This window comes from Microcoleus sp. BR0-C5, from assembly GCF_036705045.1.
Classification (GTDB): domain Bacteria; phylum Cyanobacteriota; class Cyanobacteriia; order Cyanobacteriales; family Microcoleaceae; genus Microcoleus.
This window is the reverse complement of record NZ_JAUBTR010000008.1, coordinates 27,655-49,515: the sequence shown is the minus strand read 5'-3', so window position 1 is coordinate 49,515 and position 21,861 is coordinate 27,655. Positions and strand designations below refer to the sequence as shown.

The 21,861-nt window shown below is 44.4% G+C and carries 16 protein-coding genes; 8 read left to right on the top strand and 8 right to left on the bottom strand.

Annotated features, from left to right (window positions below; genetic code table 11):
* Nucleotides 1-22 precede the first annotated feature (22 nt).
* Complete coding sequence (locus QUB08_RS05775) at nt 23-3,136, bottom strand: efflux RND transporter permease subunit (RefSeq protein ID WP_333223867.1); 3,114 nt, start codon at nt 3,134-3,136, stop codon at nt 23-25.
* Nucleotides 3,137-3,590: 454 nt separating this feature from the next.
* Nucleotides 3,591-4,832, bottom strand: coding sequence for an ABC transporter substrate-binding protein (locus QUB08_RS05770; RefSeq protein ID WP_333223866.1), 1,242 nt, complete (start codon nt 4,830-4,832; stop codon nt 3,591-3,593).
* 373 nt (nt 4,833-5,205) lie between these two features.
* Here QUB08_RS05770 and QUB08_RS05765 point away from each other — a divergent pair, with 373 nt between their 5' ends.
* The 3 genes from QUB08_RS05765 to QUB08_RS05755 are packed head-to-tail and all read left to right on the top strand — an operon-like array spanning nt 5,206 to nt 6,769.
* Nucleotides 5,206-5,943 carry a TIGR04255 family protein gene (locus QUB08_RS05765; protein WP_333223865.1) on the top strand — a complete coding sequence of 246 codons (738 nt, stop codon included), beginning with the start codon at nt 5,206-5,208 and terminating at the stop codon, nt 5,941-5,943.
* Nucleotides 5,943-6,236: a hypothetical protein gene (locus tag QUB08_RS05760; RefSeq protein ID WP_333223864.1), complete on the top strand. Its 294-nt coding sequence runs from the start codon at nt 5,943-5,945 to the stop codon at nt 6,234-6,236. The genes QUB08_RS05765 and QUB08_RS05760 overlap by 1 nt, the downstream gene beginning before the upstream one ends.
* Nucleotides 6,233-6,769 (top strand): hypothetical protein, encoded by a 537-nt coding sequence (locus QUB08_RS05755; protein WP_015177548.1) that lies wholly within the window; start codon nt 6,233-6,235, stop codon nt 6,767-6,769. Before QUB08_RS05760 ends, QUB08_RS05755 begins: the two co-directional genes overlap by 4 nt.
* Before the next feature lie 42 nt (nt 6,770-6,811).
* Here QUB08_RS05755 and QUB08_RS05750 read toward each other — a convergent pair whose 3' ends face one another.
* The 3 genes from QUB08_RS05750 to QUB08_RS05740 form a co-directional block, all read right to left on the bottom strand.
* Nucleotides 6,812-8,758 (bottom strand): efflux RND transporter periplasmic adaptor subunit, encoded by a 1,947-nt coding sequence (locus QUB08_RS05750; RefSeq protein WP_445300893.1) that lies wholly within the window; start codon nt 8,756-8,758, stop codon nt 6,812-6,814.
* 202 nt (nt 8,759-8,960) lie between these two features.
* A complete protein-coding gene (locus tag QUB08_RS05745) occupies nt 8,961-9,158 on the bottom strand; it encodes a hypothetical protein (RefSeq protein ID WP_333223862.1) in 198 nt (65 codons plus the stop codon).
* 345 nt (nt 9,159-9,503) lie between these two features.
* Complete coding sequence (locus tag QUB08_RS05740) at nt 9,504-10,232, bottom strand: DUF305 domain-containing protein (protein WP_333223861.1); 729 nt, start codon at nt 10,230-10,232, stop codon at nt 9,504-9,506.
* A gap of 271 nt (nt 10,233-10,503) precedes the next feature.
* On the opposite strand from QUB08_RS05740, the gene QUB08_RS05735 reads away from it, so the two are divergent.
* From QUB08_RS05735 to gloA, 4 genes are all read left to right on the top strand, one after another.
* Nucleotides 10,504-10,749 carry a heavy-metal-associated domain-containing protein gene (locus QUB08_RS05735; protein WP_445300891.1) on the top strand — a complete coding sequence of 82 codons (246 nt, stop codon included), beginning with the start codon at nt 10,504-10,506 and terminating at the stop codon, nt 10,747-10,749.
* 36 nt (nt 10,750-10,785) lie between these two features.
* Nucleotides 10,786-13,041, top strand: a complete 2,256-nt coding sequence (locus QUB08_RS05730) for a heavy metal translocating P-type ATPase (RefSeq protein WP_333223860.1) — start codon at nt 10,786-10,788, stop codon at nt 13,039-13,041.
* A 95-nt stretch (nt 13,042-13,136) separates the two neighbouring features.
* The gene (locus QUB08_RS05725) at nt 13,137-13,373 is read left to right on the top strand and encodes a hypothetical protein (protein WP_333223859.1); all 237 of its coding nucleotides are present in this window, start codon (nt 13,137-13,139) and stop codon (nt 13,371-13,373) included.
* A 74-nt stretch (nt 13,374-13,447) separates the two neighbouring features.
* Nucleotides 13,448-13,876: a lactoylglutathione lyase gene (gene gloA / locus QUB08_RS05720; protein ID WP_333223858.1), complete on the top strand. Its 429-nt coding sequence runs from the start codon at nt 13,448-13,450 to the stop codon at nt 13,874-13,876.
* Nucleotides 13,877-14,155: 279 nt separating this feature from the next.
* Here gloA and QUB08_RS05715 read toward each other — a convergent pair whose 3' ends face one another.
* From QUB08_RS05715 to QUB08_RS05705, 3 genes are all read right to left on the bottom strand, one after another.
* Nucleotides 14,156-15,931, bottom strand: a complete 1,776-nt coding sequence (locus QUB08_RS05715; RefSeq protein WP_333223857.1) for a hypothetical protein — start codon at nt 15,929-15,931, stop codon at nt 14,156-14,158.
* A 281-nt stretch (nt 15,932-16,212) separates the two neighbouring features.
* Nucleotides 16,213-17,202 (bottom strand): DUF459 domain-containing protein, encoded by a 990-nt coding sequence (locus tag QUB08_RS05710; RefSeq protein ID WP_333223856.1) that lies wholly within the window; start codon nt 17,200-17,202, stop codon nt 16,213-16,215.
* 5 nt (nt 17,203-17,207) lie between these two features.
* Nucleotides 17,208-18,623, bottom strand: coding sequence for an MBOAT family O-acyltransferase (locus tag QUB08_RS05705; RefSeq protein ID WP_333223855.1), 1,416 nt, complete (start codon nt 18,621-18,623; stop codon nt 17,208-17,210).
* A gap of 275 nt (nt 18,624-18,898) precedes the next feature.
* On the opposite strand from QUB08_RS05705, the gene QUB08_RS05700 reads away from it, so the two are divergent.
* A complete protein-coding gene (locus tag QUB08_RS05700) occupies nt 18,899-21,847 on the top strand; it encodes an AAA family ATPase (RefSeq protein WP_333223854.1) in 2,949 nt (982 codons plus the stop codon).
* The last annotated feature ends 14 nt before the right edge of the window (nt 21,848-21,861 follow it).

Here is a 21,861-nt window from a genome sequence, read left to right as displayed (position 1 = left end):
GACTGACAATAAGTAGAAAATATCATACATTAACTACCTTTCCGTCTTCAATAACTGGCTGAGGTTGTTGAGGTCGTAAAAAATGCCCAAATTGAGCATACAAAGCTGGCAAAACTAACAGAGTTAGTGCTGTAGAAGTAAATAACCCTCCTAAAACTACTACTGACAGCGGTTGCAAAATTTCCTTGCCCGCCCCGCCTTCAAAGACTAAAGGTGCTAAACCCAAAGCTGAAGTTAAAGCAGTCATCAGAATGGCGTTGAGCCGTTCCATCGAACCTTTAATAATTGCTTCCTTAAAAGGCATTCCCTCGGCAAATTTAGTGTTGTAGTTGTCTACTAATAACAAGCCGTTGCGGGTGGCAACGCCGAATAATGTGACAAAGCCAACCAGGGAAGCTACAGAGATGATGCCGCCAGTGAAAGCTACCGCAATTACTCCTCCCACTAATCCGATCGGCAAATTAATCATAATCATAGCAGTTGAAGGAATTGACTTGACGGACAAGTACATCAATACTGTAATTACCAAAAAGGCGATCGCACTAAATATCATAATATTTTGCGAAGCTCTTTGCTCGGCTTCAAATTGACCGCCGTACTGGATAAAATAGCCAAAAGGCAACTGTACCTCTCGTTTGACTTTAGCTTGAATTTCATTCACAACCGATCGCAAATCTCGACCTTTAGCATTCGCCGCCGCCACAATCAACCGGGAAACATTCTCGCGGTTAATAGTATTGGGGCCCGTACCGTATTTAACAGTCGCAACTTGGGCGAGGGGGATTTTGTTGCCACTGGGAGTATCAACCAGCAAATTTTGAATAGTTTCTAAGTTATTGCGGGCTTCAGGCTGCAACCAAACAACTAAATCAAAAGTTTGCTGCACCTCCAAAACTTGAGAAACAACCTTGCCATTCAAAGCTGTTTCAATTATTTCCGAAAGCTCTCCGATTTTCAAACCGTATCTACCCGCAGCTTGACGGTTAAAATTAATTTGAATTTGTGGCACTGGCACCTGGGGTTCGAGTTGCAAATCCACAAGGCCTTCCACTGTTTTCATTTGCTCTTCAACTTTGGCACCAATGCTGCGAAGTTTATCCAAATCCGAACCAAATATTTTAACAGCAATCTGACTCCTGACACCAGATAAAACCTCATCCATCCGGTGAGAAATAAAACCGCCGATATTTGGTGCAACTCCCGGCAATTTACCAAACTCCTGCCGCAGCGACTCCAAAGTTTGCGGCCTGTTTTTCATGCCCTCCTCGCTCAAACCGATATCAATGTGAGCTAAATTGACTCCCGCAGCATCCGCATCTCCCGGAGCCCTGCCCGATCGCACTTGCACGTATTCAAACCTGGTATCATCCTTAAGTGCATCTTCAATAGCAAAAGCCGCGCTATCTGTGGTCTCCAAAGACACCCCCGGATAAAGCATAATAGTATTCACCAAAGTTTGCTCCTGAAACTCCGGCAAAAACACCCGTCCAAAGGAAGGCAAGATAATTAATGTAGCCACCATGCTAGCAGCAGCTAAAGCTAAAATAATCCCCGAATAGCGCATTGACAAATTTATCGAAAAATGATATATGCGCTTGCACAATCTCGGCAGCCAAGGTTCCGCAGCACTCATGCGTTTGGTAGGCAACAAGATAGCACAAAGGGCCGGAGATATTAACAGCGATTCTAGACTAGAAATTACCACAACTACCAAATAAGTAATCCCCATCGGCGTAAAAATTCGACCTTCTACACCGGGCAAAGTAAAAATTGGCGAAAACACCACAATCCCAATAACAGTCGCCCCAATTAAAGAATCGCGCACCTCTTGACTGCCGTCAAAAATCACATCCATCACCGGACGTGGATGAAGAGAAGACGTATTTTCTCTCAAATTGCGGTAGGTATTTTCCGCATAGACGATCGCATCGTCGATCGCAGTGCCGATCGCCACCGACAAACCCCCCAAAGTCATCGTATTTAATCCCAGCCCCAGCCAATTCATCGCCAGCAGCGCCAAGAGCCAAGTCAGAAAGAAATCCAGCAAAACAACCGCCAGAGTGCGCCAATTCATCAAAAACGGGATGAGAATAAGGGTGACAATGATACTACCTTCAACTAAAGCCGATCGCACATTCTCCACCGAGGAATTAATATATTCTTCCTGTCGAAAAGTCACAGTAACTTTAATATCTTTGGGCAGAGCTTGCTGCACCTCAGCCATTGCTGCCTCAACCGCTTTCGTTACCGTCGGAGTATCAGCAACTGGCTGTCTGTTTACCATCACAATCACAGCTTTTTTGCCGTTAAAACTGCCATCGCCCCGCTTGATTGCAGCACCAATCTTGACCTCAGCCACATCACTAATTCTGACGGGTGTGCCGTGGCGAGAGTCGATCGCAGATTGCTGCAAATCTTCCACAGACTCAATCCGCCCCACCCCCCGGATTAAAGTTTCTCGATCCGGCGTAATTAAATACCCCCCCGGCGCGTTAACATTCGCAGCCGCTACAGCTTCGGATACTTGCTGCAACGACACATTAAAAGCTTTCAACTTGGCAGGTTCTACTAATACTTGATACTGCTTTTCTTCGCCGCCGTAAGCCACCACTTGAGCCACGCCAGTCACAGCTAGAAGGCGATTTGTGACTTGCCAGTCAACCAGGCGGCGCACTTCCATCAAAGGAGTAGTTTCTGATGTAAAAGCATAAGTAATAACAGTGCCCACAGGAGAAGTTGTCGGAGAAATTTGCGGTGTTTCTACCCCAGCCGGGAGTTTGCTTTGAGCTTGCTGCAACCGTTCTGTTATCAACTGCCGCGCTTGATAAATTTCAGTTCCCCAATCAAAGATTACCTTAACCGAAGAAAGGCCGACAGCGGAAGACGATCGCACTGCTGTTACCCCAGGAGTTCCGTTAATTGCACTTTCGATCGGCAGTGTTACCAAAGACTCGATTTCTTCCGGTGCCAGACCCGGTGCTTCCGTCTGAATTTCGACTTGCGGGGGTGCAAAAGGAGGGAAGACATCAAGGGACATTTGGGGGATGATATACAATGTCCAAAGACTAATAATAATGGTGGCGATAACGACTAGCCAGCGGCGGTTAATTACCCATCTAAGAATTATGCTGAACATTTTAGGATTTTATAGAAGTGATGACTACCAGCCACCGTTGGGCGATCGACTATTTAACAATAAAAATTAGCAGATATTAAAGGCTCCGGCAGCCGTAGCTTTTCCCGCGATTCCTTGGCTGAACAGTGTTAAATAGCCATTCTATTTAGCTTGACACCCAAAAATGAAATTAGGATGAAATCTTTTAACTTTCAATCCGGATTCATAAGTCATGTAAAATCTAAAATCTAAAATGATATAACCTGTCTTGCTATTTTTGACAATGCAGCTTACAATACTCACATCTTGCACCATTCTCAATTACTTGTTTAGGAACAGGCTTTTCGGCCTGTTCCACAAGAAAACTCATTCTTTGTGGAACGGGCATCTTGCCCGTTATTGACGATCGTAGAGCCTTTCTGGGTGCAGGTAAATTAATCAACTATTTTGCAAAATAGGGAGGCACCCTTTTAACTTACTTCAAAAAGATGAACTTGCCATTATTTCCATCTACATCCATCTTGATTTGAGCAATGTAAAACTGGCTCTGTACAACTTCACCTTCAGGGGTAAAGGCAATTTCACCGAGAGGGGTATTGTACTTTCCAGCTAGGATTTGCTGATTCAGCTTTGTGCGTAACTCTGCCAATGACAACGCGCTGAGTTTGGTTTTACTATCCAAAGCTTTCAAGGCTTCCACGAATACTTGTACGGCAGTGAAGGCTTGAGCGCTAAACTGCGGTGGTTCCTTCTTGTTTTGCTTTACATAAGCATCGCGGAAGGCAGCATTGATTTCGCCGGGGGCTTCGGGACTATAGGCTTGAGCAATGATAATACCATCGCAGAGTGCTTGACACACCGAGAAGATATTAGACGTGTTCAAACCATTGCCGCCAACGATCGTACCTTGATAACCCAGTTCCCGCAGTTGCCGGATCAAGTTACCTCCATCGGCTGCCAATCCTGAAATAACAACTAAGTCGGGTTTGAGAGCGAGTGCATTACCAATTTGAGCTTGAAAGTCCGTGTCAGTAGTTTGGAACTTTTGGACGGTGACGATATCCAGCCCTCGGTTTTTAATCGCTTGCTGGAAAATTTCTGTCTCCGATGTCGTGAAAGCGTCATTTTGAGCATAAAAGACAGCGACTTTTTTAATCTTAGGATTAAGCTTAAGCGCTGCCTTTACTGCATTGGGAGCTACAAGCGAAATAGGTGCAGAGACACGCGCAATATACTCACCAATCTCAGGAATCCCTTTGGCAGTATTCGATGCGCCAAGGACTGGCACTTTTGCTCGTTCTGCGATTGGATTGGCACTAAATGCCTGCTGAGAAGACGATGGCCCAACAATGCCAACCACTCGATCTTGATTAATTAGAGTTTGGAAGGCGTTGATGGCTCCTGCTTCATCTCCTCCAGTGTCTTGAAACACCATTTTAATAGGAGTACCATTAACACCTCCCCTGTCGTTGAAATATTTCTCAGCAATTTTGACACCACCCACTGATTCCTGAGCTAAAAGAGCATAGTTGCTGGTTTGCGAGAATGCTGCTCCAATTGGAAGGGCAGTTGCTGAATTGGGTGTAGCTGCTGCTGGTGTATTGCTCGGAGTATTAGTGGTAGTGGTGGTAGGTTGATTGGTTTGACTGCAAGCAACAACCAGTACAAAAGTGATCAACGAGGTAAGAATTTGAGTAAAGATACTTTTCTTAAACATCTTAGGACTTCCGCAGTGAGTATGTGCAACTACAATAGTCCTGAACATTTAGTTAGGTAATTGGTAATTGGTAATTCTATCTTACTCCGAACTTTCGCCAACTGGGATAAGGCGACAACAACTAGCCAGCGGCGGTTAATTACTCATCTAAGAATAGTGCTGAACATTTTATAATTTTATAGAGGTGATGACTACCAGCCACCGTTGGGCGATCGACGTTAAATAGCCATTCAATTTACGTTAACACCCAAAAATGAAATTAGGATGAAATATTTTAACTTCCAACCTTGATTAATAAGTCATCTAAAATTTAAAATCTCAAATGATATAACCTGTATTGCTATTTTTGACAATGCAGCTTACAATAGTTGGTATGCAAGCATCAAAAGACTACTCGCACGCCCCAATCACCGAAGCCGTGATTGATATACAAGTTAAACTTCCACCCGAAGTTAAACTTGACAATTTGGCGCAGGTGTACTCCAGCATTCAGGCTGAGTATCCTCAGTGTGAAGGAGTGTTACTTTTTCAGGGAGAAATCATGGCAGGTGCTAGTGTTGGGGCAACAGCCAGCCAATCTCCAATTGGCTATATAGCCTCCCGCAACGACCAAAAACAAATTCTTCAACTGCGTTTAGATGCTTTCGCATTCAGTCGGCTTGCCCCTTACGACTGTTGGGAAAATTTTCGGGATGAAGCAAAACGACTGTGGAATATCTATCAGTCACTGACAAATCCAGAAGCACTTGTTCGTTTAGCACTCAGGTATATTAACAGGCTAGATATTCCTTTACCGATTGGCGATCTCAAAGAGTATTTGAGGACATTTCCGGAAGTTTCCGCTGACTTGCCACAAGGATTAAGTGGCTACTTTATGCAGCTACAAATTCCGCAAGAAAACTTGGGAACAATGCTGGTTCTCAATCAAGCAATAGTTCCACCTCCCACACCTGATTTTGTTTCTATAATATTGGATTTAGATCTATTTATGGAAGGAGATATTCCTTCTAATGAAATAGATCTTTGGCACATTTTAGAACAAATGCACGAACAAAAAAACATAGCTTTTGAAGCTTGTATTACAGAACGCACAAGGGAGTTGATTAACTGATGCCTACAATTACCCCCCTACGTCCTAAGGGCGTTTCACAATCACCAAAATTGCTGGTGTTAGAGCCAAAACCCACAGCTCAATTACAAAGTCCTGAAGGCCGAAAACTTGCAGCACTAGCTGATGAAGTGTGGCGGAATTTAACAGTTGTCAAACAATACTTACAAACTCTAGAAAGCATTGGCGAAATAGACTGGCAGCCAGTACCGCCAAAGCGTTCGGAACGAGTAATGATGCGTGCTCAGTTCAAAGGGCGTAAAAAACCTCTGCCGTATATTTTCGATGAAGAATGAGCGTAGAGCCTTTCTGGGTGCAGGTCAATGAATCCACTCTCAGGCAAGGTGATTACCTGCCTGGGTGTCTCGTACCAATACCAGTATTTGACCCAACAAATTTTGGCAAAAACAGTGAAATTCAAGACGTACAAATAGAAGTTAATGAACTCGATTTAATTGTTCTCACCCAAAGCTGCGATCTGGATAATAAAAAAGTAGCTCAGGTAGTCCTGTGTGCAATTTACCATATTTCAGAATTTGAGGAAAATAACGAAGCATTTAAGAAAAAAGGAAAATGGAATGAAGTTTTAAGAGGGAGAACAGAAGGTTTGCACCTGCTGGCATCACCAACGAACCCAGATAATAACAAAGAATCACTGGTTGTAAATTTTAGAGAGATCCAAACCTTGCCTTACGAATATGTGTTGAAACACGCTAGTAATTTAAACGATCGCTGGCGGTTAAAATCTCCTTACCTAGAACACTTTTCTCAGGCATTTGCACGTTTATTTATGCGAGTTGGTTTACCATCGGCTATTCCGCCTTTTTAAGTCATTTTATGTATGTTATAATTGCTAGATTAAACAAAATTTTTAGTTCAAGCTCTTGGCTTCTGTCTCCTGACATTTAACGCGATGGTTGTCATCCCGCAGTGACAATTCATCTACTGTAGTCGCGTTTAATGTCGGTGCAGAGACAGAAAAATTATTGTTTCCAGAATCCGCTGCTATGGCTGGCAATTTGCGCCGATTTCCCCACAACACGCCGGCTGCAAAAGTCAGAGATGCGATCGCAACTCCTCCCCCTATTCCCGCCCACCATAAAGACACGGGTAAATTATTAAAATTAACCTCTGTTACCTTTGGAGTTGCCTTTTTCTTTTCCTCGTCTTGTGAGGGCTTGCTGGATCCCCGCAAAGATTGTGCGTAGAGTTGAGGTGCTCGCTGCGTTACTATCAAATCTCCCTCGAATAAACCCCTCTTCACTTCAACTAAATCTCCGGCCGTTTGACCGAGTTCAATATCAACAGCTTGATAAGCATTGCCATTTTGGACGTAAACGGTTTTTTTACCACTAACCTCCACTACCGCCGCACTCGGAATTGCTAAAATATTTGTTGCAGTTTTGTCGGTTAAAATCTCCAACTCAGCAAACAGTCCTGGCTTTAATTCACCGTTAATATTATCTAGTTCTGCTTTCACCGGCACAACCCGCGTTTCTCCTGACACGGATGACCCAATTAAGGCGATTTTTCCATTGAAAGTGCGATCGGGTAAATTAGCGACTTTTACCCTGACTTCCTGACCCTGTTTTACTTTATTCAGGTCTTTTTCGTAAATGTTGGCTGTGGCAAAAACGCGGCTGTCATTTAAGAGACTCATCAACGGTTTTTCAGCGTTTACTGACTCTCCTGGGGTGATTTCGCGATCGGCTACCGTCCCGGAAATCGGAGCAACTACGGTAACGAGTCCTCGATCGTTGGCAACAGTTCCTAATTGTTGGAGTCGCGCTTGATAGGCTGCGTCAGCCAAGCGAATTCGCGACTGAGCGACTTCGACAGCAGTTTTGCCGCGTTTGACTTGGTTCTCGGCTTCCAACACTTCCCGGCGGCTCTGAGCTCTGGTAAGTTGAGCTTTTGCTTCTGCTACTCTGCCTTGAGATTCCCGCAATTCCCGCATAGGGAGGTCTACTTCGGCTTGTTTAATTTCGGTTTCGGCTTTGATAACTTCAGGACGGCTTTTTGCCTTAGCAACAGTGGCTTTTGCTTCGGCGAAGTGGGCTTGCGATTCCAGCATTGTGCGCCGCGCGATCGCCCCAGATGCCACTAATTCTTTGTCGCGATCGAACTGTTCTTTGGCAACAGTTAATTCTGTTTCTGCCCGTGCTATTTCGGCTTGCGCTATTTCAACTTGACGCTGATAATTTTCTTTAGCGGCTTGCACAACTGAACGCTTGTTGACTAATTCTTGTTCTCGCTGGTACTGCTGAGTTACCGCTGCCAATTGGGTTTGGGCTTGGGCGATTTCTGCTGCGGATATTTGACTTTGGCGATCGTAATTTTCTCGTGCTAATTTGATATCGCCTTCCGCTTGCTGCAAATCGGCCTCAGCTTCGGCACGTTTCGAGAGAGATTCAACCCGCAATTGTCCTAATTCTGAACTCGATAAAACCGCAACGGGTTGACCTTTTGATACTTTGTCCCCAGGCTTAACCAGCAACTCTACTACTTTGCCAGCAACAGGAGCAGTCACTTCGACTTTTTGGTTGGGCAAAGTTTCAATTTGTCCTGTGGTTTTGATGCCGATATCTAGTCTCTGGCGGGCGGCAGGGGAGATTTTAATTCCTAACCGTTTTGCTGTTTCGGCATCCACAGAAATAGCAGCAGGAGTTTGAGGTGTTTCGCTGCTTTGGTGAAATTCATTTCCGTGGCCAGCGTGGGCAAAAACAGCGGCGGGAGAAGTTAGCAAAATTAGGCTGAACAAAATTCCCGAAAAGCTGCTAATAATTGCCGGACATTGAGCATATTTGTGGAATATCATCGTTGGCATTGTCCTTGAAATCAGGTTGAGTGCCACAGGTTTAGCAGTTGGTATTTTGCCAAGGTAAGTAAGTGATACCAATTAAGTAAACTTACTTATTAGCATTTTCCAAGAAGCGACCGCTAAGCAATGACCAAGAGCTAGAAATGCTCTACTCAACCTAGTATTTCACGGTCAAATGAAATTAGGATGAAATTTCGCATCAGCAGCCCAGATGCCCACCAGCTTCTAAAATACGAAGATAAGTTTCGCCTAATGACAAGCGATTGTGCTGTAGATTTTTTTCCGGTTTTTTTATCTCTGCTCGCGCTTCAATTTCGTTTGTCAATGCGCTCACTACCTCATCTACGGCTGCATTTGATTTATCAGTTGTGGTTAATTCCAAGCTGTTCAAGATCATGACCCTACCCCATCTATATAGCTTTTGGCTGAGCTATTTACTACTTTAGAGGTAGAGCCGAGCCCTTGTCTACAGTATTCTTACGTAACTTTCTACTACTTTAGAGGTAGGACGGTTCAATTATCTACAGTATGTGTAGGTAATCTCAGGAAACTGAGGTGGAGTCAGACAAATGCTTAAAGCCACAGTCGAGCTACATTACTTTGTCTACCAAGGTTGTCGCCACTTTTTCCTTTGCTCAATTTCTTGCTTTTGTGAACCAAGTATTTTCTTAACTCTTGAGCTACTGTGATTAAGGTCACTCATTTTCGTGATTTGGGTCACGTTGTGTTGAGGTGAGCTAAATTACTGTTTGTACCAAGCTTGCCGCCACTGTTTCATTTGCTCAATTTCTTGCTTTTGGGAAGTCAGAATTTCTTGAGACAATTTCTTCATTTCCGGGCGTTTTGACTTCTTCAAAGCATCTTGGGCCATCACTAAAGCTCCTTCGTGGTGAGGAATCATCGCATTGATAAATCGCAAGTCAAATTGGTCGTCAGCGGCCCCTAAATCCATGCTCATCATCATGCTTTGCATTTGTTCGGGAGTCATTGCCATCATGTGACCCATTGGAGCGTGATAAGCCATCGGCGTACTGCTGGCTTTGGGATACCAAGTTTTTCGCCACTCTTTCATTTGATTTATTTCGCGGTTTTGAGCAGCAATTATATCAGTGGCAAGTTTTTTCATTTCCGGGCGTTTGGATTGTTTAAGCACATCTTGAGCCATTTTTACAGCACCTTGATGGTGTACTGTCATGCCATCAATAAATCGCAAATCGTAGTCGGCATCAGCAGGGCCTAAATCCATTGACATATCGTGATTCATGCCATGATTCATGCCATGATTCATGCCACCCATGCCACCGCGTGCCACGTCTTGCTTGTTGTTTGCTTCGGTTGCAGCCGTAACATTTGGGGCGGGAGTTTCACTGGAAGGGGCTTTTGAACAAGCTGTAAGCACTCCACTGGTAAAAGCGGCTGTGGCGGTCAACATCAGCGCTGCAAAGCCTGTTTTCAATGAAATTTGTTTCATAGAGCTTATATCCTTAAAACGGCCATTTATCTTCAGGTTTTCACATATAAATGAAATTAGGATGAAATTTTTGAGTGGGAATTGTAAAAAATTATTGCTGTGCCCTCGATCGCACTCAAAGTTAAGATTTACAGAACTCACTTGAACCTAATTATGTAGGGTACACAGTGCACGCCTTACCCCTAGGGGTAGCGTGTCAAACCACTTTTTTCATAATTTCTGATTTATTTTGCAATTCCCCTTGACTCTCCAGCATACTGGAGACTTTACAATGGAGTTAATTCACTTATTGAGCAGAGTAGTTTCTGCTGAGGTTCAAATTATGACTTTACAGCTAAAAGTTCCTAAGATGGCTTGTTCTGCTTGTGCGACTACAATCACAAAAGCAGTCCAAGCCATTGACTCAGCCTCAACCGTTGAGGCGGATCTCAAGACAAAATTGGTCACGATTCAAACCGCTAAGTCGGAAAGTGAAGTTAGGAAAGCGATCGCATCTGCTGGTTATCCAACTATTTAAAGACAAAGAGTAAATGTCTCATTGAGGATGGCATCTATGGACAATCTCACACTTAAATTGCGGGGCATGAGTTGTGCTTCTTGTGCTTCATCTATCGAACAAGCAATTCAATCTGTTCCCGGCGTACTTGAGTGTCACGTAAATTTTGGGATGGAACAAGCAACCATCCAATACGACTCCAAGCAAACCAACTTAGAAACAATTCAATCGGCGGTTGATGATGCGGGATACCAAGCTTTGCCGCTTCAAGAAATGGCTGCGCCAGAGGATGATTCCGAACAAGCCGATCGCAAATCTGAATCTCAAAACTTGCAGCGAAAACTCTGGACAGCAGGTATCATCAGCATCCTGCTAGTTGTGGGCGCTATTCCAGCGATGACCGGCTTGCACCTGCCATTTATTCCCGCATGGCTGCACAATTTTTGGCTGCAATTAGTCCTGACATCCCCCGTACAATTTTGGTGCGGAAAATCGTTTTATGTGGGAGCTTGGAAATCCCTAAAACGGCGGGTAGCAACAATGGATACCCTGATTGCTTTGGGTACGAGTGCTGCTTACTTTTATTCTGTATTTGTGACAGTTTTTCCCGGTTTCTTCACGGCCCAAGGTTTGACTCCTAGTGTTTACTACGAAGTAGCCGCTAGCGTTATCGCCTTAATTTTGTTGGGGAAAACCCTAGAAAATCGGGCGAAGGGAGAGACTTCGGAGGCCATTCGCAAACTCATGGGTTTGCAAGCAAAAACTGCTCGGATAATTCGCAACGGGGAAGAATTAGAAGTGCCGATCGCCCAAGTGGAAATTGGCGACATCGTGCAGGTGCGGCCGGGGGAGCAAATCCCCGTAGACGGAGATGTTATTGAAGGCTCTTCCACGGTAGACGAAGCAATGGTTACGGGAGAAAGTTTGCCTGTCAAAAAGCAGCTTGGCGACGAAGTTATCGGAGCGACAATTAACAAAACTGGTAGCTTCAAGTTTCGGGCGACCAGAGTTGGCAAAGATACATTTTTAGCTCAAATTGTCAAGATGGTGCAGGACGCACAGGGGTCAAAAGCACCGATTCAAAAGTTAGCAGACCAAGTAACTGGTTGGTTTGTTCCCGCAGTAATTGCCATCGCTTTAGCTACTTTTATTATCTGGTTTAACGCGACTGGAAATATCACTTTAGCAACCGTAACAATGGTGGAAGTGCTGATTATTGCCTGTCCCTGTGCTTTGGGTTTGGCGACTCCGACTGCTGTGATGGTGGGTACGGGTAAAGGTGCAGAAAACGGGATTTTAATTAAAGGAGCCGAGAGTTTAGAATTGGCTCACCAAATCCAAATTATCGTGTTAGATAAAACTGGAACTCTCACAGAAGGCAAGCCGACTGTAACTGATTTTGTGACAGTTAGGGGAACGGCGAACAGCAATGAGTTAAAGTTGCTGCAATTGGCGGCGTCACTAGAGCGAAATTCGGAGCATCCTTTGGGGGAAGCTGTTGTGAGGTACGCTCAATCTCAAGAGGTTAATTTGACGGATGTTAAGGATTTTGAGGCGATCGCGGGGAGTGGTGTTCGCGGGGTTGTAGCCGGAAAGTCGATCGCCCTGGGAACGGTGAGGTGGATGCAGGAACTCGGCTGCGATACTGAATATCTGGAAATTCGCGCGAGAGCTTTGGAAGCTGCGAGCAAAACGGTTGTTTGGATGGCTGTAGAAGGCAAAATAGAGGCAATTCTGGGCATTGCGGATGCTCTCAAACCGTCGTCAGCGCAGGCGGTGAAAGCACTTCAAAAACTTGGTTTGGAGGTGGCGATGCTGACTGGAGATAATCGCGCGACTGCGGAGTCGATCGCCCAATCTGTCGGTATTACTCGCGTTTTTGCCGAAGTTAGACCCGACCAAAAAGCAGCTCAAATCCAAGCCCTGCAACGGGAAGGAAAAATTGTCGCAATGGTGGGAGATGGGATTAACGATGCACCGGCTTTGGCAGCTTCAGACGTGGGAATTGCGATCGGCACCGGCACAGATGTGGCGATCGCCGCCAGCGACATTACCTTAATTTCAGGAGATTTGCAAGGCATAGTTACAGCAATTAAACTTTCCCGCGCCACCATGCGGAACATCCGCGAAAATCTGTTTTTTGCGTTTATTTACAACATCGCTGGAATCCCGATCGCGGCGGGCATTTTGTACCCCATTTTTGGCTGGCTGCTAAATCCAATTATCGCCGGTGCAGCAATGGCTTTCAGTTCAGTCTCTGTAGTTACTAATGCTTTGCGATTGCGGAATTTTCAAGCCAAATCTAGTGCATAAATTATAATTTTTACCCAGCCTCCTGGTAAGCAATGCCCACCATTCACCGATTTATCAACAAAAATTTCTTGCATCAACTAGGATAAATTTAAAAAATGTTGAACCAACGCCAAATCTTAGGAAGCCTCGTAAGTTTAGGAATTATGCTCGGAATTGCATCGGGAGTTCGAGCAAATCAAATATCAATCCATCCTGCCCATTCAACCGCTAAATTTCGGCATATCGAACAGCCGTTAAGTGTGAAAATAGGCGTAACAGCAGGCGGATTGACATTAATTGGTTTAGAACTGTGGTGGTTTTTGTTCAGTAAAAAGCAAGCTAAAACCAGGTAAACTTTGCCGAGGCGGTTTTTTTCAGCAGGAAATCGCTAAAATTGAGGAAGCTTAAAAAATTTGGAGTGAGCTAAATGCAACTATTACACACGATGCTCCGAGTCGGCAACCTGGAAGAGTCCCTCAAATTTTACACCGAGGTTCTGGGCATGAGATTGCTGCGGAAAAAGGACTATCCAGACGGTAAATTTACTCTGGCTTTTGTGGGCTACGGCGATGAATCCGACACTACAGTTTTGGAATTAACATACAACTGGGGCGTCACAGAGTACAATTTAGGGGATGCTTACGGTCATATTGCGATCGGCGTTGACGACATTTACGGTACTTGCGAAGAAATTAAAGCTCGCGGTGGTAAAGTTAGTCGCGAACCCGGCCCGATGAAGCACGGTTCAACAGTCATCGCTTTTGTGCAAGACCCAGATGGATATAAAGTTGAATTAATTCAACTGGAAAATCAAGGTAGCAACACCCAGAAAGTAGCAGCAACAACCGCATCTTAGAGTTCGTCCTCTAGTCCTGGTATAGCAATCCTAAATGATTATACTCGTTACCAGGCTCTTCCTGGTAACGCAGATCCGGAGGAAGAGCCTCCATAGTCTGGGCCGAGGCTCTTCCTCGCTTACATCGGTTCCCAGGCAGAGCTTGGGAACCAGTTAACCAGTTATTGAAACTGATGCGAGGATTGCTATAGGGTGCGTCAGAAACAATTTTTTTGAGTTAAGTTGAAACTTTTTCTCTGACGCACCCTACTGAGGGGATTTAGGGGGTTTTTAACACTTTTAATGCGATCGCACCGATGGTACAAACTGCTGCAAATATATTTTTTGCCACAATACAGAAAAACTGCTCCCTATTTGGCTTAAGCTATCAAATTGAGGAATTAATTTAGATTCTCGGCGCTGGTCTAAAGCAGCGAGCGCCGAAAAAAACACAGCTAATACTAACAAAAATACCACCATTACACTAAATAAAATAGTCCAATAAACTAGAAATTCCCTTGTGTAGCTGACCGCGAATATCCAGTTAATCACTAAATTTGATAAATAAAAAAACAGCCCTACTGAAAACCCCACCTCGAACAATAGCCACGTCCAGCTAAACATATCTGTTGCCGTCTTGCTATTTTTGGATGCAGAAAGTTCTAACTCTCTAATTTGGCTGTTAATATTTGATGTGACTTCATACAACGTATACTGCAAAGAATCTCTGATATAATTGAGTTCATGGTCGAGGTTTATGCACTGCTCGGAGGTACTTTTATCCAAGCTCAGGTTTTGGATTTTCTTGCGGTGCGCCGCCAGTTTATTGTCTAGAGTGTAATCCCATTTTTCCAGCCGATCTAGCGTCAAATACAAAAGTTCCCTATTAGCATCTAACAAGCTCTGGCAATTTATGATTGACTTAACTAACTTGCTGAGATTGTTGATATGCTCCTCTAGAGTATGTTGGTATTCCCTTTGTTTAGCTGACAAGAAACTTGCGAGTTCGACATCCCGATCGCCGCACAGCGCCAAAGCCTCACAATACAAATCGTCAATTTCCATTTTACCGAAATACAGTGACACTTTGTAGTCCTCGATTTCGGAAAGAGTCAGCAATTCTAAGGGCTGATATTTTACCTTAAATTTATATAGGAGCGCTGTCAGAATCTGCGATGATTTTCGCTCCAGCTTGTCTTTGTAGGGTGCTAAAATAATGGAAACTAAATTTTGGACTTTCGCTTCGGGGTGATGCAGGAACTCAAAAATTTTGGCAAGTATTTTAGAGAATTCCAAGTCATTAAAATTATTGTCCGCAACTTCCAAAAAGTTTTTTACCGCTGGATCGTTTTCGGCATTCAATTTGTAGGAGTCCCTAAGTGCGATCGCCGCAAATACTCGATCGATCCAAAACAGATATTCCTCGCAATCCATTGGCAGGCTCGGCAGCAGCCAGCTAGGGCCGTACACCCAAAAATCGAGACAATTCTCATATTCCTTACCGCTGTCATTTCTGCTGCTGTCGTCCAAAGCAAATTTGTTGCTTGCTAATAGTTGAATTTGCTCTTCTACAACCTGCCGCTCAATTTCCCATGCATTGATTGTGAGATTTACACCACCTTCCTTGCCTTGCCCTTGCCCTGCTTCATTCGACCAAATTGACTTAATACTAACAGCCGCAGACCACCGAATTAAAGGATTCGCTCCCCCTCGTGCTTCCTGTTCTAACGCCGCCAGCAGATTTTTGCTAAAATTACTTGCTCTAGCCTTTCTCTCACTTGATATCAGCCCCTCTCGCACCTTCCCCAATGCCTGAATTGCCAAAGCGCGAAACAGCAAATTCGGATGCGGTTTTCTGACGGATGTGGGTATATTTTCTCTGAATATTCCGCTGTTAGGTACGCCCAAAACTTCAGCAAAAGGCTCGATCCCGCACTGTTGCAGGAATTTTTCAACTAGGTTTATTCTTTGCCAAGGTTGAGTATATTTAGTGAGAAGAAAGATTAGTGCTGTGCCGCTGCACCCCATTGACTCAGGGATGTTAGTGCGATCGAGTTTCCACAGATTGCTCGTCATAATTTGTCGCCATGACAATTGCTAGATATGGAGGCCGTTGTTGGATGCTGAATTCAGCATTACATTTACTGTGGCTTTTTGTCAATATTAGTCCTGAACGCATAGGGAATTTGAAACCTGGTTTACCGAGTAAATTTATTATAACTCAATCCTAGATTTTCCCGATAAACCTAGTTGATCAAGACCAATGTGCGTCCAGAACTAAATATATTATTTTGCATTGATCGGTGAAATGTCAAAATTTTTGGTTGAGTTGAGTCACGAAAACCAACCTACTATCGTCATTTCTTTGTCTGAGCTTTTAAGATTTTGTCGCTCACCATTTGGTCAACGATTAAGTCGCTGATAATTTGAGCTCCGTGGGATGTAAAGTGCAAGCCGTCATTATTTTTCACATAGCCTCGCTTACCCGATTTATTAGCAACTACTGGAACAAATTTTCCTCCTTGTGCAAAAGTATCCCAAGTAGAAATAAATTCGATTTTGGATGAAGATTTGCTGGCAGTTTTATAAATATTGTTCATGATGGGAAAAGCTTTGAGATACGAAGATTTGTTAGGCATCGATTGACCGACCCAATAAACTTTTCTCACGGATGACGAATCAAGTAAATTGGCATATTTTTCAACTCTTTCTTGATAAGCTTTTTGCCATTCTTTGGTCATAATTTTCCAGCCTTTTCCTTGAGAATCAATGATATTTTGACGGTCATTGGCTCCAAACAAAACTATCACTACATCCGGCTGGTAATTATTAATAATTTGTCTAGTTCTGGCATACCAGTCATAATAATCTATCCGATTTAATCCCGTGGACACCTTGTAGTCAATTTTCGTATCGGCGATATTGTATTTTTTCTTAAGACTGTACTGGAGTTGAATTCCTAAGTCGAACATTACGGAATCTCCAATAAATAAAAATCTGCGATAAGGTATGGTCAGTTTGGGTTTAGCTGGGGTTGTTTTTTTCCCTGGAGTTGGTTTTTTAGCATTAGCAGGCTTTGGGGGTTCAACGGCCGCTTTTTTTTCGGTTTGGACAGGAGGAAGTTCTGATTCTTTGGGGAGGCTATCGAAGTTAATATCTTTAATTTTGCTCCAAAAATCTTGTTCGGATTTTCGGAAACCGTCTATTTTTATCTGGCGCGCGGCTTGTTTAATTTCTGGACTTGCGAAAGGAGTTGAAGCAAAGCTTTTGAGAAATAATGATAAGTTTGAAAATATTAAAGTGACAATTACAGAAGTAACAATTAGCAAAAATTCCCGGTCTTTCATATTTCTTAGAAATTAAAGTAAATAAAAGGCGGCATGGTACTCGGCCCCAACATCAAGATAGTATACACGAGCAGCGAAACTAAGACAACCCGAAAGAAAATGTTTTTTAATGACAACACGGTTTGCAATAGTTGGGAGATGCGATCGCCCCACAAGTTGATCGCGCCAATGACTGCAATTACTAAATACAATTGCCAAAAGTTAAACTGAAAAGTTGTGACGGCAGGATGGACAATTCCTTCAAAAAAACTCACCGCAGTTTCCCAATTGGGAGTGCCAAAAAATACCCAGCTACAAGTAACAAAAGTAAATGTTAGCAGCCAACTGCAAAATTTAGCAAATCTGGGAAAGGCATAGTCTAATTTAAAGTGGATAGCTTGGGGGATATCTTTACATAAATGGTTGACAATTAATCCTAAACCGTGAATTGCTCCCCAGAAAATAAAGTTTAAACCTGCGCCGTGCCACAATCCACCGATCGCCATTGTCATCAGTAAATTTACGTACTTTCTCAACTTGCCGTATTTGTTGCCGCCAAAGGGAAAGTAAAGGTAATCCCTCAGCCACTCGGAAAGACTGATGTGCCACCTTTTCCAAAATTCTTGCAGACTGAGCGATCGGTATGGCATATTAAAGTTGGCAATGGGTTTAAAACCCAGCAAACAGGAGATGCCGTTGGCTAAATCCGAGTAGCCGCTGAAATCTACGTAAATCAAACAGGAATAGGAAATTGCCGCGAGGATTAAATCGATGCTGCTGTACTGCTGGGGGACTTTGAATGGCAAGTCAGTGAAGTTAAACAAAAAGCTCGATAAAGTATATTTTTTGAATAGTCCCGACAAAATCAAAACTATAACTTCTTCAATTTTATAGTCGTATTTTTCCGGTGAATTTAGCTGCCAGTAAAATTCGCGAGCTCGCGAGATTGGCCCGGAGGCAATTTGCGGAAAGTAGGTAATGTAGGCGGCGTAATCTACAAATTTCGGACAGGGGATTTTTTGCTGGTAGCAGTCAATTAAATGGGAAATCATTCTAAAAGTGTAGAACGACACGCCGACGGGGGCGATTATTTGCAAAACTGGAAAGTCGGCGGGAATTTGTAGCTGGTTCAGTACCTCAAATAAAGAAGTTACAAAGAAGTTGCAATATTTAAAGATGCCGAGATAGCCAATGTTTAAAATTAGACCGGAGATTAAAGCAAGTTTTTTATATTTACTCTTGCAGAGAACCCGGAGAATGATATAATTGTAGACTGTAGAGAAAATCAGGAGCAAGAGAAAGTCAAAGCTCCAAAAGGAATAAAATAATAAACTCGAAACTAACAAGACAATTTTATACAAATCGACTTGGGGTTTCACAGAGACGATCAGGCTAAAAATAATTAGGAAAAATACTAAAAATTGGTAAGTGGGAAATAGCATAAATCTCAGTCGCTAAAAAATCTTGTTTCGGGCAATATTTTTATAAGTACGGCCAGCGAACCTATCGCCAAGGGTATCGCCAGAGTCGGTCTGAACGCACCAAATATCGGGGTGGATTGCGGAGTGTAAGCTTTTGCAAGAGGTCAATTAGGTCACAAGTTCCGCCGTAGTTAACCGCACTCATAAATTCATAATCCTGTTTAAAGATTATGATGGTTGTGAGACGATGTATTAACGGATAACAACAGGAATCCCCTTGATTGCGAGGAACCAACGTGCAGCCAACAGACCCTAGCAAATTTACAGATCAAGCCTGGGAAGCCATTGTCAAATCCCAGGATGTAGCCCGCCGCTTTGCCAATCAGCAGCTAGAGGTTGAACATTTAGCCATCGCCCTTCTCGAACAGCTTGGCTTAGCAAACACCATTCTCAGCTTGGCTGGGGTAGATGCCACCCGCTTGGCGCAGCAGTTAGATGCTTTTGCCAAACGACAGCCCAGAGTTGCCAACGCTGACCAACTATACCTCGGTCGCGGCTTAGAAGTGATGTTAGATGTTGCCGAAGCCACCAGGGCGACTTGGCAAGATAATTTTATCGCCGTTGAACATTTATTAATTGGCTTAGTAGAAGACGAACGAGTCGGCCGCAGGTTGCTGACAAAAGGCGACGGCCCGCCGGGCCGCCCCGGTTACGATCGCAAACCCCCAGCCGGTACACTCGATCGACCAAAACTAGAAGAAGCAATCAAATCTTTCCGCGCCACTGCTAAAGCCCAAGAAAAAAAATCCGAAACGAAAGGCAGCCGCAGCAACGCTAAAGCGCAAGATCAAGATGGCGAAGCTAACTCCGACGCCCTCAGCAAGTACGGCCGCGATTTGACAGAAGCCGCCAAAGCCGGCAAACTCGACCCAGTAATCGGCCGGGATGAGGAAATCCGCCGCGTGGTACAAGTTCTTTCCCGTCGTCAAAAAAACAATCCGGTGTTAATTGGCGATCCCGGAGTCGGAAAAACTGCGATCGCCGAAGGTTTAGCCCAACGAATTGTCAACGGCGACGTACCGGAATCTTTGAAAAATCGCCAGCTATTTAGCCTCGACATGGGCAGTTTAATTGCTGGGGCAAAATTCCGGGGCGAATTTGAAGAACGATTGCGATCTGTTCTGCGGGAAGTCATCGATTCCGACGGGCAAATTGTCCTATTTATCGACGAATTGCACACGGTTGTCGGCACTGGTGGCGGTGGCAGTTCCGGTTCGGGAATGGATGCGGGAAATTTGTTAAAACCCATGTTGGCGAGAGGTGAATTGCGCTGCATCGGCGCTACAACTCTCGACGAATTCCGCAAGAATATTGAAAAAGATCCTGCCTTGGAACGCCGATTTCAACAAGTATTTGTCGGCGAACCCAGCGTTGAAGATACTGTTTCGATTTTGCGCGGATTGAAAGACCGTTACGAACGCCACCACGGGGTAAAAATTACTGATTCGGCCCTGGTAGCTGCTGCAACTCTGTCTTTTCGCTATATTTCCGATCGCTTTTTGCCGGACAAGGCGATCGACCTGGTAGATGAAGCTGCCGCCCACTTGAAAATGGAGATTACCTCTAAACCTGTGGAATTGGAAGGAATCGACCGCCGGGTGATGCAGTTGGAAATGGAAAAATTGTCGATCGAAGGTGAAGGAAAAGGTGCTCTAGCCCCTGGGCTCGGCTTCCGCGTCGAACGCATCACATCTGAGATTGACATTTTAAAAGTCAAGCAGGAAAAATTGTCCTCTCAGTGGTTGGGCGAAAAGCAGTTGTTGGATGCAATCAATAAATTGAAAGCAGAAGAAGACCAACTGCGAGTCCAAATCGAACAAGCAGAAAGGGCTTATGATTTGAATAAAGCCGCACAGTTAAAGTACGGCAAGTTGGAAACTGCGGTGCGCGATCGCGAAGCCAAAGAAGCGGAACTTTTGAAACAGCAAGCTCAAGGTTCTTCCCTGCTGCGCGAAAAAGTTACTGAGGGCGATATTGCGGAAATTGTCGCTAAATGGACGGGCATTCCGGTTAACCGGTTGTTAGAGTCCGAACGCCAAAAATTGCTGCAATTGGAAAAACACTTGCACCAAAAAGTCATCGGTCAAGAGGAAGCTGTAACAGCCGTGGCAGCGGCAATTCGGCGCGCTAGGGCGGGCATGAAAGACCCCGGAAGACCGATCGGCTCTTTCTTGTTTATGGGCCCGACAGGCGTCGGAAAAACTGAGTTAGCGCGGGCGTTGGCGGAGTTTTTGTTTGACAGCGATGATGCGATCGTCCGCATCGATATGTCGGAATACATGGAGAAACACAGCGTTTCCCGGTTGGTAGGAGCTCCCCCCGGCTATGTCGGTTACGATGAAGGGGGACAACTTTCCGAAGCAGTGCGGAGACATCCTTATTCGGTAGTGCTGTTTGACGAAGTGGAAAAAGCGCACCCGGACGTATTTAACATTTTGCTGCAAGTGTTGGATGACGGCAGAATTACCGATTCTCAAGGTCGAGTGGTTGACTTTAGAAATACCGTAATTGTGATGACTAGCAATATCGGCAGCGACCACATTTTAGACGTGTTTACTAAGAAGGAAAAAACCGTCAAAAAACCTGCGAGTCGGAAGCAGGAAACGAAAGATTTGTCAAGTCAAAAGACAGATTATAAAGTGGCGGCCGATGGTACTGTTGAGGTGTCGGCCCAGCGAGTTGAGGTTGATAGTGTAAGTAAGAGTGAAAACAAGACTGAAAACAAGAGCGAAAATGAAAATTTATTGACTCAAGACCGGGAGACCGACCAAGAGTACGAGCAGATGTTAAAACGGGTGATGACAGCGCTGCGATCGCACTTCCGGCCCGAATTTCTCAATCGGGTGGACGAGATAATTTTGTTCCACACTTTGAGCAAGGTCGAACTGCGGCAAATAGTCAGCATTCAAGTGAAGCGGATCGAGCGTTTGTTGGCAGAGCAAAAAATTACTTTGGAACTGTCGGATGCGGCGAAAAACCATATCACAGATGTCGGTTACGACCCGGTTTACGGTGCTCGTCCCTTGAAACGCGCTATCCAGCGGGAACTGGAAAACCCGCTGGCAAACAAGATTCTGGAAAATGCGTTTGTGGAGGGTGATACAATTGCGATCGACTGTGAAAATAACTCTTTGCAATTTCGCAAAAAAGAGTCTCGCCCAGCGCTAGCAGGTAACAGTTTGTAGTTGCCGAATAGTTA